Genomic DNA, 12477 nt, shown 5'->3' with positions numbered 1-12477 from the left:
TTTGCATGACCAAATTAGCTAAAACCTTTTTCACAGCACAGTACAATACCCTAATCGGAATTGGCTTGGCATGTGTTATGGGCGTATTGGCTTATTTTGGTCTGTTCTACCAGCAAAAAGCTGTTGCACAAGATTATCCAGTTCAGGGATTCGATGTCTCTCACCATCAGGGTGATATTGACTGGAAAAAAATATCACCAGAAAAGTTCCAATTCGTTTATTTAAAAGCGACAGAAGGCGGTGATTACCAAGATTCAAAATTTCAAGAAAACTGGCTTAAAGCTCGTGAACATGGGTTTCACGTAGGTGCTTATCACTTTTATCGTCTATGTCGTGATGGTAAAACGCAAGCAGATAACTTTATTGCGACTGTACCTAAAAAATTAGATGCTCTTCCACCTGTTATTGATCTGGAATATGACGGTAACTGTATTAACTCGCATACCAAAGAACAATTACTTAAAGAAATAGGCATCATGCATGACCGCTTAAAACAGCATTATGGCAAACCACCTATCTTTTATATTTCTAAAACCTTTTACCACATTGTGCTAATAGGTAGTTTCCCCAATACACCACTTTGGGTCAGAGATTACGAAGGAAAACCTGAACTTAAAGACAAGAGAAAATGGCTCTTTTGGCAGCATAGTAATCAGGGTAAAATTGAAGGGATGACAAAGCCAGTAGACTTAAATGTTTATGAGGGTTCAGTCAAAGAATGGCACCAATTCTTACAGCAGCAAGGCATCGTGAAAGCACAATAATATGCGCAAAATCATTCATATCGATATGGATGCCTTTTATGCATCAGTCGAGCTACGGGAACACCCGGAATTAAGGCATTTACCCGTTGTCATTTCATCTCACCATCCGCGAGCTGTAATTGCTGCTGCATCTTATCCTGCCCGTGAATTTGGTTTACGTTCAGCCATGTCGATGACTCAGGCCAGAAAACTATGCCCTCAAGTTGTTATTATTGAGCCAAATTTTGAAAAATATCGTACAGTTTCAGCTCAAATTCATTCAATCTTTCAGCAATATACGCTTCTTATCGAACCATTATCTTTAGATGAAGCCTATTTAGATGTCACTGAGAATTTAAAACAAATTGCAAGTGCAACCGAAGTTGCCATGCACATTCGGGAAGATATTTTTCGGTTAACGGGACTTACTGCCTCGGCAGGTGTGGCACCAAATAAGTTTTTAGCAAAAATTGCTTCGGACTGGAACAAACCGAATGGTTTATGCGTAATCAAACCTTCACAGGTTGCTACTTTTATTCAAGATCTTCCGCTTAAAAAAATTCCTGGAGTCGGTAAAGTCACTCAGGAAAAATTACAGCAGCTTCAGTTACATACTCTAGGCGACTTACAGAAAATTGAAGAGGCTGTTTTAGTTCATCATTTCGGCAAATATGGTCAACAACTCTATCTCTATGCACAAGGAATTGACCACAGACCTGTCCAAGCTGAAAGAGCTCGCCAACAAATTTCTAAAGAGACCACTTTCGATAGTGATTTTACTTTGGTCCAATGTCAGCCCTATTGGCAGGGACTAGCCGAAAAAGTCTGGCAAACTCTAGAGAAAAAACAGCTCAATGCACGTGGTGTGAATATCAAACTTAAACTCAAGAATTTTCAAACTTTACAACATAGTAAAAGCTTTAAAAGACCGATCCAGTCCTTACAAGACTTAATCCAAGTTTTATTTTTATTATTAAATGAAATGCAAATACCAGAACATTTCCAGTTTCGCTTAATTGGTATAGGTGTTTATCAATTACAAACCCAAGCAGATGACTTTCAACTTAACCTTTGGTAATTGGCTATTTTTCACCCGAAAGAGTAGTTTTTGAACAAAATCTATTCCCTTTTACTGCAAGTTTGGAGTAACCTAATTGGCGCATATTCATTACCCATGTATTTGCAACATGCCAAAGCAACCTTTACTTTCGGCATATCGTCCTGTGATTGGCGTGACGACCAAATCCGAATATTGCAGGGCCCTTCCGATACATGGCTGATCTTATATTCCTCATCACAATAATCTACTGAAATTCTTTTCTACTTGCTTGCGCCCGCCTAGCAACTCTTCATAAAATCAATACTATTAAATAAAGCCACTCTAGAGCATTTTTATGACGGTAAAGCGTTTACACGTGACTTCGCGCTACTGCGAAGTTGCGATTTCAGGTAATTTGGTACACTTAGCTGGGCAACTCGCAGATGATACAAGCGTAGATGTTACAGCACAGACTCAACAAACTTTAGATAATATTGACCGCTTATTGGCAGAAGCTGGAACAGATAAAACCCATATTCTTTCTGTTATGATTTTTCTAAAAGATATCGACAAAGATTATGCAGCAATGAATGCTGTTTGGGATGCATGGATTAGTGAAGGACATCCACCAGCACGTACTTGTGTAGAATCCAAACTTTATGCGCCAGACGTACTTGTAGAAATGACGGTTGTTGCAGTACTTCCATAATTTTTATAAATATAAAGTGACACTAAATTGAGCAATATCCCTAGTTATATTGCTCAATTTTTTAGTAGTTTTAACATTTTTAATGTCAGCATGTTATTTAGATCTTCTTTAATGAGTTCTCCAATCAATTGTTATAGTCTCTAATTTTTAAGACTTCACAAAAGCATTTGACATTCTTTCTAGCTGCGGCGTTGTATGTAAAGTTGCCATCTCTGTTTCTGGAGTTAGTAAGTCTCTTCTTAGATCGTGATAATCAGGTACTTCACTGTAATGCAGCACACGATAGCCAGCCAGTTGTAAAAGACGACGTTCATATTGCTGATGCGCTCGGCGTAAACCATTTTCGCCAAGAACAACAACCACTACAACCTGATAATTTTGATCAAGTACAACAAAGTCAGCTGCCATATTTTGATATTTTCGACGTGTATGCGCATATTTTGTGGTTAATAACGCATCAAAAGACACATGTGCCAACACGGTAAATTTAGGCAAAACTGTTTGTAGTCTGGTTAATGTCATTTGTTCATGACTGGTTAATACTGCACGGCGCTTCAATGCACTATCATGTTGATGCCTTCGTGAAAGACTTTTCACTGCCATCACAACAGCCAAGAATAATAATAAAATCGTAATTAAATAATACATAGGTCCAATCCTTTAGGTTTTTTATAATGATTTTGCTAGAGCACACTTTGTTTTAATTGATAACGACACAGCCGTTTTTTAAAAGGTTCACTTAGTAATTTCACTTGTAGTTATCAAGCTTGGCTTAAATTTAGCCACCCTCACATTATTTATAATCATACAGTCAGCAACAATCAAGTGCAGCTCGTCAGATTTTCGGTATTTATCATCTTTCGTTACGCTTTTTGTACTTTAAATCTGCAAAAATCTCACTATGCGATTTAAACAGATACATTAAAAACAAAACAGGCTCTATTTAAGAGCCTGTTTTATCATCATCCACGAACCTTGGTTTTCGGTTTACTTTTTCCACCGAACGGTCTTTTCTCACCTGTTTCACGAGGAGGCAAACCTGTATGTTGAGTTAGAACCTGTCCTTTTTGTGGACGTTTTTGCCCTGCTACTGAGCGAGATTGCCCCTGACCACGTTTTGCTGAATCTCCCGCAACAGACGAGTTCTTCTTACGTGCAGATTTATATTCACCTTCCGCAGTACCTTGTGGCTGATAAGTCGGAATCAAATGCTGCTTCGAATTACCAATTAAATCGGCACGACCCATTTCTTTTAAAGCCTCGCGAAGTAATGGCCAGTTGTTTGGATCATGGTAGCGTAAGAATGCTTTATGCAAACGACGACGCTTCTCACCTTTTACAATATCAACCTTTTCAGTATAACGAGCAACTTTAGCAAGCGGGTTTTTGCCCGAATAGTACATGGTGGTTGCAGTTGCCATTGGCGACGGATAGAACGTCTGTACCTGATCGGCACGGAAACCATTTTTCTTAAGCCAAATTGCAAGGTGCATCATGTCATAATCTGAAGTACCCGGATGTGCTGCAATAAAGTAAGGAATTAAGTATTGCTCTTTTCCTGCTTCTTTACTAAAACGGTCAAACATTTGCTTGAAGCGATCATACGTACCAATACCCGGCTTCATCATCTTCGATAACGGGCCTTGTTCGGTATGCTCTGGTGCAATTTTTAAATAACCACCAACGTGATGTTGTACCAACTCTTTTACATATTCAGGGTTTAGTACCGCAAGGTCATAACGTAAACCAGAACCAATCAGAATCTTCTTCACACCTTTAATCGCACGTGCTTTACGATAAAGCTGTACTAAAGGTGCATGATCGGTATGTAAGTTCTGACAAACGCCCGGATATACACAAGAAGGCTTACGGCAGTTCTTCTCAATTTCAGGGTCTTTACAATGCAAACGGTACATGTTTGCTGTTGGCCCACCTAAATCTGAAATAATGCCGGTGAAGTTTGGTGCCGTATCACGGATTTTTTCAATCTCACGTAAGATCGAATCTTCCGAACGGTTTTGGATAATACGACCTTCATGTTCTGTAATCGAACAGAACGTACAGCCGCCAAAACAGCCACGCATGATATTGACAGAGAATTTGATCATATCAAATGCAGGGAAACGCGCATCGCCATAAGTAGGATGTGGCAAACGTGCATATGGAAGATCAAACACATAGTCCATTTCCTCAGTTGTTAGAGGAATTGGAGGTGGATTGATCCAGACATCGCGCTCACCATGACGTTGCACCAAAGCACGGGCATTACCCGGATTAGTTTCAAGATGCAAAATACGGTTTGCATGCGCGTAAAGCACATGATCATTCGCCACTTCTTCAAAAGAAGGTAAACGAATGACTGCCAACTCACGTGGAGGCAACTTGTGTTTAATTGCTTTTGAAGGTGCCGGCTTTAATTGAACAATTTGAGTGTCATCATCTAGTTTGTCGCCTTCACGCACAATCGGATTTGCAACAAACTCTTTCTGGAAATCTTGATATTGAGCTAATGAGTTACCTTTTTCTTTTTCAACCTCACACCCGTCAATATCTTCAGTCATGACATAAGGGTTAATAATTGGATCAACACGTCCAATCGTATCTACGTCATTACTTGCAACTTCAACAAACTTTGCTTTTGATGCTTTGTTATGTTTATTAATAATAAAAGCTGTACCACGAACATCAGTAATCTCGTGAATTTTCTCACCCTTAGCCAAACGGTGCATCACATCAATAATGGCACGTTCACCGTTACCGTACATCAGCAAATCGGCTTTTGAGTCCATCAAAATCGAACGACGAACTTTATCTGACCAATAATCATAATGCGCAATACGGCGTAAACTGCCTTCAATTCCACCTAATAACACCGGTACATCTGGGAATGCTTCACGACAACGTTGACAATATACTGTTGCTGCACGGTCAGGACGTTTGTTCGGCTCATTGTTTGGAGAATAAGCATCATCCGAACGAATTTTACGATCTGCCGTATAACGGTTAATCATCGAATCCATATTACCCGCGGTCACACCCCAAGCAATGGTTGGCTTACCTAAAACTCGGAAGCTTTCAACATTGGTCCAATCTGGCTGTGCAATAATTCCGACGCGAAAACCTTGTGCCTCAAGCACACGTCCAATCACACCAGATACAAACGATGGATGATCAATATAAGCATCGCCGCAGACTAAAATAAAGTCACACGCATCCCAGCCAAGTTGATCCATTTCTTCTCGTGACATCGGCAAAAATGGCGCTGGTTCAAAACACGACGCCCAATATTTGTCGTAATCAAACAACGCTTTTGGCGCAGTTTGCATGGTGTAGGCAGTAGACATGGCTTGCGAATCTCGGCTAGCAGATGAAGGAGAGACATCTAAAGATGAAAGCCGATCATTTTAACATGAATTTCATTCATTTTCCCTGTTTATAAAACAAACAAAAACAAGGATATAAAAATTAATTTGATTAAAGTTTGTTCAGTATTTTATTCTTCTCATAAATGCGGCGGAATAAAACCCGCCGCAGTTTTAACTCACTGGTTTATATGGCTTAGAACAAAGCTTTTGGTAAACGAATTTGAATAATCTCATTGTCATCAGCCAGTTTTGCGTTACGCCCTGTCGAACCAGGGAAGTTATTATCATTTAGAACAGTCAACGTTGTATCGTTTTCAATAATCACATCTTCGATGGTTTCAAATGGGAAAGCGAAAACCTGTTCTGTCCCCATATCCCCTGCTCTTGCTGTGCTATACAACAAATTCGGGTTAGCAATTTTAATTAAATCGACTAAATCTTCACGGCTGACTAGCTGACCTGACTCATTTAACTTAATACGAATTAATTTTTTATAGCCGCCTAAATTATTCTGTGTTGCATCACGTTCAATAATGATACCTTCATTATCATTAAAGAGTTGGAAGTCCCCAATATTGGTTGCCTTGCTATCTAACTGGAACCAATAATATTTTCCTGTATACGCTTTTTTCTTAATATCGAATTGAGAAATCAGTAACTGTCTTTCCGTTTCCCGAATTGACTTAATTGGCTTTTCTATAAGCGGGTAAAGATACTGCCCATCTGGTGAAATTGCCATTCCTTCAAAACCACCACTTTGCTGAACCAGAGGCTCTACAAAATTAATTTGAGCTTTATTAAACTGATTTTGTGGTGAACGTAATTCTTGAGTCGGATTTAATGGATTTGGTAGAGCAATCGGAGCATCTAGCAACACACCATCTGCTGAAAAATGAAGTAAATACGGACCAAACTCATCCCCAATCCAGTAAGTGCCGTCATTAGTACGTTGCATCGACTCTGGGTCAAAATCAGCACCGGTTAATAATCGATCAGCTGTATCACCATTCACGATATTAAATGGAATTAACTTGTTTGGATCACGCAGCTGGATAAAGCTTTGTACAGTCACTTGACCCGTGCCTTTAGCTTTAGTTTTGAAATCAGGCTTTAATTTATAAATACGAAGTAGAAAGTCTGCTGAATTATCTTGCGTCCCAAAACCATTATCGGCCATTGCCATATAACTGCCATCTTCATTTTTTAATGCGGCAGAAAAGCCCTGTACAGGTTGGCCTTTAAATGGAGGATAAATTCCGTTTGCACCTTTTACATATGCGCCAGAATCTGGTCCAGCTGCATAAGTTTCTACAGGTAACTTGGCAAAAGAAATTAAGGTTGGTTCGGTAACTTTTTCAGTGGGTGAGGTTTGTTCTTGATCATTATCATCGTTACATGCCGTCAATCCCAAACTGGCACAACAGAGTAATGCGACTAAAGTTTTTTTGCTCATGGTTTTATACAGTCGGTAAAAAATTAAGCAAATTTAATCAAGCTTATATGAAGTTTTTACTTCAAAAAGATGAAATCTTTATGGCGAAAATATGACAAACCCAACTTTTCAATACAAACACAAACTAAATAACTTCATCAAAAAAAATTAAAGTTTCGTTGGCTGATATTCTCCAGCAATTGCTGCTTTTAAAAAGTTCTGGAAGGTTGGACATTCCATATGATTTTCAGCAGGACATACAGCAGCATGTTCTAATCCTTGGCTGATAAAATGCAATCGCTTTGCCATGTGCTCTAACTGTTCAGCTTTATCTTTTAGTTTTTGCCGATCGAGCTCTGGTTTACCATCTTGTCCAAACATTGTTGCGATTTCATTTAAAGAAAAACCTGCGGCACGACCTAAAGCAATGAGTGCCAGCTGATCAAGCACTTGTTTCCCATATTGCCGACGTAAACCTTGCCGCCCTATCGATTTAATTAATCCTTTCTCTTCATAAAAACGTAGTGTTGCTGTTGTGACTTTTGCCCTTTTAGCGACTTCACCAATATCCATAACAACCTCTTGACTTAAAGTGAACTTTAACTTGCACAATAAATTTATCACGTTTCATACGTATAAAAGCAAGGTTTCAAAATGAATCTCTCCACATTGTTCTTTCAAGCTTTATGCCTTAGTATTGGTGCAACAATTATTATGGATATCTGGCTGTTAATATTAAAGATATTCAAAATTCCAACCTTAAATTTTTCCTTTCTCGGACGCTGGTTCGGCTGGATATTTCAAGGGAAACTCATCCATCAATCTATTGCAAAAAGCCCTCAAATTAAGGGTGAATATTTATTAGGTTGGATTGCTCACTATAGTGTCGGACTGATCTTTGCATTCAGCTTTCTTTTCATTGTCGGCTCAGATTGGCTAATTCATCCTCAGTTTTATTCAGCACTTCTGTTTGGTGTAGTCACCGTTCTCATCCCTTTTTTTATTATGCAACCTGCGATGGGTAGTGGCTTTGCTTCATCAAAAACACCTCATCCTTTTTTGAACTGTCTAAAAAGTTTGATGAACCATAGTGTTTTTGGTTGTGGCTTATATCTCACTGCAAAATTATTTCAAATTTAAATAAAGAGGAAACTGCTCATGAAAACTGTTGCCATTATTTACTATAGTCGCCAAGGCCACACCCAATTTATTGCTCAGCAAATTCAAATGGGTATCTTGAGCCAAGAGAATATTGAAGTAGATCTACTAAGTGCGGAACATCTTATTGAAAATCCAGAAATCCTAATTCAATATAACGGCTTAATTTGGGGAACCCCCACTTATTTAGGTGGTGTATCTTCCAAGTTAAAACAACTCATGGATGCAACAGGTCCATTATGGAAAAAACAGAGCTTTAAAGGAAAACTAGCGGCTGGCTTTACTGTATCTTCCCTTCCCGCAGGTGATAAACAATCAACACTAATTTCACTTTTTACCTTTTGTATGCAACACGGCATGTTATGGGTTGGCAACCCGATTATGCCTGAGCAACACCAAGGTGTTCCGTATACTCAAGCAGCCAATCGTCTAGGCTCATGGTCAGGCTTAATGGCTCAGGCTGAACATAGCAGTAATGCTAATAGGTTTGATGAAGGAGATATTAAAACTGCTCAACAATTTGGAGAAAATTTTGCATTGACCTTAAATGCTTATCAAGGAATATAAGACCATGAAAGTACAGAAACTTTTATTCCTCTTAATTTTATCTGGAATGATGTCTTTTATAGTTTCAGGTATTTCAACGTTTAAAGTAGTGGGACTAAATCATCATTTTCTTTCATTGTGGGTATCAGCTTGGATTCTTGCATGGATATTGGCTTTTCCAAGTGTATTGATTTGTGCTCCTATAGCCCAGAAACTAGTCGACATCGTATTTAAGAAAGTTGATCTGTAAGTTAAAACGTACAAAACTTGCGGTGATTTGCGGATATTTATCTTTAGTATTTTTTTATAATATATGAAACATAGAGAGACAGGATGTCTCATTGAAGAAGAATAAGAACGCAGGAAGCGGTAGTCGACAGGAGTTAGCTACATAAGCTGAATACGAAAGAACCTCGACAGGATGTCGGGGTTTTTTCATTTTAATTATACAAAATTCTCACTATTTGCTTGTGCTGAGCAACAGAACTTATATTGATCCGATGAGTATGGCTGAATACCATGATTTCATTTGAAATTTGATTATCGGTTTTGTATTTTGCTTACCTCTTCTTTATCTAACAATTATTTTAAAACGACTCAAACAAACATTTTGAGTCTCAAATTTTTCGTAATTGCTTTAATGACAATAATGACTGGGTGTACAAGCTTAGGCCCGAATAGTGGTTCATTTTCATGGCGTTCAAATAAACTCTCGTCTGGTCTACAAAAAGCTTATTCTGTTCCACAAAGCACAGCGAATCGGTTATCTCCGATAATTATTCAAAGTGCTGATCAATATAATGTGCCGCCTCTTTTACTTGCCGCGGTCATAAGACAAGAATCGAGTTACAATACTAATGCCCTCTCGCCTACGGGTGCAGTAGGTTTAACCCAAATTATTCCTAGCTATTGGCAACAAACTTGTGCTGGTAATTTGTATGATGAATCTACAAATATTCAATGTGGTGCTTATATTTTAAATCATTACTATCAATCAGCGGATAGTTGGTTCAAAGCAACAGCTTATTATAATGTGGGACCAACTGGATATGAGCGAAGTTTCTGGACACGTCACAAAGCTAAAAAATATGCTCGATCTGTTAAACGTCATCAAAAAGCTTTAAAAAGTGCTCTATAAATAAGCTTAAATAAAAGCCCATCAATAGATGGGCTTTTTTATACAGTTAATATTATTCGTCAAATAAACCATCAAACAGAACAGAAGATAAATAACGCTCCCCACTATCTGGCAGAATAACAACAATAGTTTTACCAGCATTTTCAGGGCGTTCTGCAATTTTTGCCGCCGCAGCCAAAGCTGCTCCACTTGAAATACCCACTAGAATACCTTCTTGGGTTGCACAGTTTCTTGCCCACTGAATTGCTTCTTCGCTAGTCACTGGTAAGACTTCATCCACAAGATCTAAATCAAGATTCTTTGGAATAAAGTTCGCACCAATTCCCTGAATTTTATGCGGCGCAGATGTAATGTTCTCTCCATTTCTAGTTTGAGTAATAATTGGAGACTCAGCAGGCTCAACGGCTACAGAATACAAAGGTTTATTTTGAACTTGTTCGAAATAACGAGAAATACCAGTAATTGTGCCGCCAGTACCTACGCCAGCAACCAGAATATCGACTTGTCCACCTGTTGCTTGCCAAATTTCAGGACCAGTTGTATCTACATGGATTTGTGGATTCGCTGGATTTTCAAATTGCTGAGGTAAGAAATAAACATCTGGCTGTTCAGCTGCTAATCGTACCGCTTCATCAACTGCACCTTTCATCCCTTTCGCTGGTTCAGTTAAAACCAAATTGGCACCGAGAGCTTTTAATACTTTTCTACGCTCAAGACTCATACTTGCAGGCATAGTTAAAGTAATTGGATAACCCTTAGCAGCTGCAACAAAAGCCAATGCAATCCCCGTGTTACCACTAGTTGGTTCAATAATATGCATGCCTTCTTTTAACACACCACGCTTTTCTGCATCGGCAATTAGTGCCGCTCCGATACGACATTTCACAGAAAATGCAGGGTTACGGCTTTCCACTTTTGCTAATACGGTTGCACCAGTTTTAATCAAACGATTAATGCGAACTAAAGGAGTATTGCCAATAGCTTCTGCATTATTTGGATAAACTGCTATTCCTAAATTATTGGGTGTTGGAAATTGCTGATCAGTAGACATGTTATATCCTTATTAGATTTGGAATGATTCTGAATCATTATAAGCTTCTAAAATAAACAAGAAAGTACAAAAGCTAAGTAAAACCTAAATTCTAAAATTAACAGCTTGTCTTGTTATAGATTTATTTTTAACAAATAAAAAATTAGAAAAATATTTAAAAATCAAATTATTAGACTAAATTAATTTATTTAACTAAAGCTAATATTTTTTCAATATTTTATATAGAAACAGTTACCAAAGTTCACCCTCTCTCCAATCCGCACAAATAGTATCATCGTCTAAACGATGTGAAAGTAAGTCTTGCAGCTTAACACTCAACGGAAATAGCATAATTTCATAGTCATCGGTTAGATAAGTAGAAGCATCTTGTTTGATGCATAAATTTCCCCACCACGAAATCCAATCTAATTTTTTATAGAATGTCTCATCTTCAGGCTGTAATGCCGCGAGTTCATAACCCAAAGTAGTTAAAGTATAGGTTAAATATCTTAATAATTGTGAAGCGAGTCCTTTTCCCCGCATCTTATAATCAGTAGTCACATATTCTATATAAGCAGTTTTTACAGTAACACCATCTTTTAAGGTGAAAATTCTATCTGTCCATAAAGCATGGCTCACAATATTATCCTCTAATATGCCGACTATATGAACAGCGGTTTGCATGAAGGCATATTGACTCCAAGGATCTTCATCAAAAGCAGTAAAACACAGCTCACCAATTTGTTGCCGTTGTTGCTTATTTAGGTCATAAGCCGCAATGATTTTAAACTGCATAGGCAGAAACTCTATTTTAATTGTTTAAATCATAAGCAAAGATCGAAATAATACGAATTTTTTTAGTTAAAACTCTTCAATTTGATTTAATTTCTGCATAAAAAAACACCCCCAACAGTTAAGTTGGGGGTGTTTAGAATAATGAGCTGGCGATGACTTACTCTCACATGGGAAACCCCACACTACCATCAGCGCTAAGAGGTTTCACTTCTGAGTTCGGGAAGGGATCAGGTGGTTCACTCTTGCTATGGTCGCCAGCACAACTGGTATGGATACTTGCTTCGTTTTATTCACTTTGTGATACGTTGCGTTTTCCAAATCTTTACAGATGGGCTGATTGAGTCTTACTTTAGATGTTCATTTTAGCTAAGCATATAACTAAATCAAGTTGCTTTGCATATTTATGAATCGATTGATGCTTTATATACAACTGCTTGGGTGTTGTATAGTCAAGCCTCACGAGCAATTAGTATTGGTCAGCTTCACATATCACTATGCTTCCACATCCAACCTATCAACGTC

General features: G+C 38.2%; 13 protein-coding genes and 2 rRNA genes. 7 read left to right on the top strand and 8 right to left on the bottom strand.

The window, feature by feature from the left end:
* Positions 1-5 precede the first annotated feature (5 nt).
* The 3 genes from ACINWC141_RS14205 (at position 6) to ACINWC141_RS14195 (ending at position 2491) form a co-directional block, all read left to right on the top strand.
* The gene (locus ACINWC141_RS14205) at positions 6-764 is read left to right on the top strand and encodes a glycoside hydrolase family 25 protein (protein WP_009392335.1); all 759 of its coding nucleotides are present in this window, start codon (positions 6-8) and stop codon (positions 762-764) included.
* A 1-nt stretch (position 765) separates the two neighbouring features.
* Complete coding sequence (dinB, locus tag ACINWC141_RS14200) at positions 766-1821, top strand: DNA polymerase IV (RefSeq protein ID WP_009392350.1); 1056 nt, start codon at positions 766-768, stop codon at positions 1819-1821.
* Positions 1822-2137: 316 nt separating this feature from the next.
* Entirely contained in the window at positions 2138-2491 is a 354-nt protein-coding gene (locus tag ACINWC141_RS14195) for a RidA family protein (RefSeq protein WP_004795237.1), read from the top strand.
* Between the two features lie 147 nt (positions 2492-2638).
* On the opposite strand, the gene ACINWC141_RS14190 is transcribed toward ACINWC141_RS14195, so the two are convergent.
* The 4 genes from ACINWC141_RS14190 to ACINWC141_RS14175 form a co-directional block, all read right to left on the bottom strand.
* Positions 2639-3139, bottom strand: coding sequence for a DUF2726 domain-containing protein (locus ACINWC141_RS14190; RefSeq protein ID WP_009392239.1), 501 nt, complete (start codon positions 3137-3139; stop codon positions 2639-2641).
* 314 nt (positions 3140-3453) lie between these two features.
* Positions 3454-5835 carry a YgiQ family radical SAM protein gene (locus tag ACINWC141_RS14185; protein ID WP_009392260.1) on the bottom strand — a complete coding sequence of 794 codons (2382 nt, stop codon included), beginning with the start codon at positions 5833-5835 and terminating at the stop codon, positions 3454-3456.
* A 214-nt stretch (positions 5836-6049) separates the two neighbouring features.
* On the bottom strand, positions 6050-7309 hold the full coding sequence (locus ACINWC141_RS14180) for an esterase-like activity of phytase family protein (protein WP_009392236.1): 1260 nt from the start codon (positions 7307-7309) through the stop codon (positions 6050-6052).
* A gap of 147 nt (positions 7310-7456) precedes the next feature.
* Positions 7457-7861, bottom strand: a complete 405-nt coding sequence (locus ACINWC141_RS14175) for a helix-turn-helix domain-containing protein (protein WP_009392244.1) — start codon at positions 7859-7861, stop codon at positions 7457-7459.
* An 81-nt stretch (positions 7862-7942) separates the two neighbouring features.
* Between ACINWC141_RS14175 and ACINWC141_RS14170 the strand changes: the two genes are divergently transcribed.
* From ACINWC141_RS14170 to ACINWC141_RS14155, 4 genes are all read left to right on the top strand, one after another.
* Positions 7943-8428 carry a DUF2938 domain-containing protein gene (locus ACINWC141_RS14170; protein ID WP_009392241.1) on the top strand — a complete coding sequence of 162 codons (486 nt, stop codon included), beginning with the start codon at positions 7943-7945 and terminating at the stop codon, positions 8426-8428.
* A gap of 18 nt (positions 8429-8446) precedes the next feature.
* A complete protein-coding gene (locus ACINWC141_RS14165; RefSeq protein WP_009392346.1) occupies positions 8447-9013 on the top strand; it encodes a flavodoxin family protein in 567 nt (188 codons plus the stop codon).
* Positions 9014-9017: 4 nt separating this feature from the next.
* Positions 9018-9242, top strand: coding sequence for a DUF2798 domain-containing protein (locus tag ACINWC141_RS14160; RefSeq protein WP_009392273.1), 225 nt, complete (start codon positions 9018-9020; stop codon positions 9240-9242).
* Between the two features lie 279 nt (positions 9243-9521).
* Positions 9522-10130: a lytic transglycosylase domain-containing protein gene (locus tag ACINWC141_RS14155; RefSeq protein WP_081400169.1), complete on the top strand. Its 609-nt coding sequence runs from the start codon at positions 9522-9524 to the stop codon at positions 10128-10130.
* A gap of 52 nt (positions 10131-10182) precedes the next feature.
* On the opposite strand, the gene cysK is transcribed toward ACINWC141_RS14155, so the two are convergent.
* The 4 genes from cysK to ACINWC141_RS14135 all read right to left on the bottom strand — a co-directional run.
* Positions 10183-11181, bottom strand: a complete 999-nt coding sequence (gene cysK / locus ACINWC141_RS14150) for a cysteine synthase A (RefSeq protein WP_009392354.1) — start codon at positions 11179-11181, stop codon at positions 10183-10185.
* 231 nt (positions 11182-11412) lie between these two features.
* On the bottom strand, positions 11413-11955 hold the full coding sequence (locus ACINWC141_RS14145; RefSeq protein WP_009392332.1) for a GNAT family N-acetyltransferase: 543 nt from the start codon (positions 11953-11955) through the stop codon (positions 11413-11415).
* A gap of 144 nt (positions 11956-12099) precedes the next feature.
* Positions 12100-12214, bottom strand: a 5S ribosomal RNA gene (gene rrf / locus ACINWC141_RS14140).
* A gap of 186 nt (positions 12215-12400) precedes the next feature.
* Positions 12401-12477: ribosomal RNA gene (locus ACINWC141_RS14135) — 23S ribosomal RNA — on the bottom strand; the annotation flags it as partial.

This window comes from Acinetobacter sp. WC-141 (assembly GCF_000313935.1).
Taxonomy (GTDB): Bacteria; Pseudomonadota; Gammaproteobacteria; order Pseudomonadales; family Moraxellaceae; genus Acinetobacter.
This window is presented reverse-complemented; position numbering and strand designations above follow the sequence as displayed.

Excerpts from the sequence above, each read along its gene's own strand:
- ACINWC141_RS14205 (WP_009392335.1), top strand. The coding sequence starts at position 6 with ATGACCAAATTAGCTAAAACCTTTTTCACAGCACAGTACAATACCCTA.
- dinB (WP_009392350.1), top strand. The coding sequence starts at position 766 with ATGCGCAAAATCATTCATATCGATATGGATGCCTTTTATGCATCAGTC.
- ACINWC141_RS14195 (WP_004795237.1), top strand. The coding sequence starts at position 2,138 with ATGACGGTAAAGCGTTTACACGTGACTTCGCGCTACTGCGAAGTTGCG.
- ACINWC141_RS14190 (WP_009392239.1), bottom strand. The coding sequence starts at position 3,139 with ATGTATTATTTAATTACGATTTTATTATTATTCTTGGCTGTTGTGATG.
- ACINWC141_RS14185 (WP_009392260.1), bottom strand. The coding sequence starts at position 5,835 with ATGTCTACTGCCTACACCATGCAAACTGCGCCAAAAGCGTTGTTTGAT.
- ACINWC141_RS14180 (WP_009392236.1), bottom strand. The coding sequence starts at position 7,309 with ATGAGCAAAAAAACTTTAGTCGCATTACTCTGTTGTGCCAGTTTGGGA.
- ACINWC141_RS14175 (WP_009392244.1), bottom strand. The coding sequence starts at position 7,861 with ATGGATATTGGTGAAGTCGCTAAAAGGGCAAAAGTCACAACAGCAACA.
- ACINWC141_RS14170 (WP_009392241.1), top strand. The coding sequence starts at position 7,943 with ATGAATCTCTCCACATTGTTCTTTCAAGCTTTATGCCTTAGTATTGGT.
- ACINWC141_RS14165 (WP_009392346.1), top strand. The coding sequence starts at position 8,447 with ATGAAAACTGTTGCCATTATTTACTATAGTCGCCAAGGCCACACCCAA.
- ACINWC141_RS14160 (WP_009392273.1), top strand. The coding sequence starts at position 9,018 with ATGAAAGTACAGAAACTTTTATTCCTCTTAATTTTATCTGGAATGATG.
- cysK (WP_009392354.1), bottom strand. The coding sequence starts at position 11,181 with ATGTCTACTGATCAGCAATTTCCAACACCCAATAATTTAGGAATAGCA.
- ACINWC141_RS14145 (WP_009392332.1), bottom strand. The coding sequence starts at position 11,955 with ATGCAGTTTAAAATCATTGCGGCTTATGACCTAAATAAGCAACAACGG.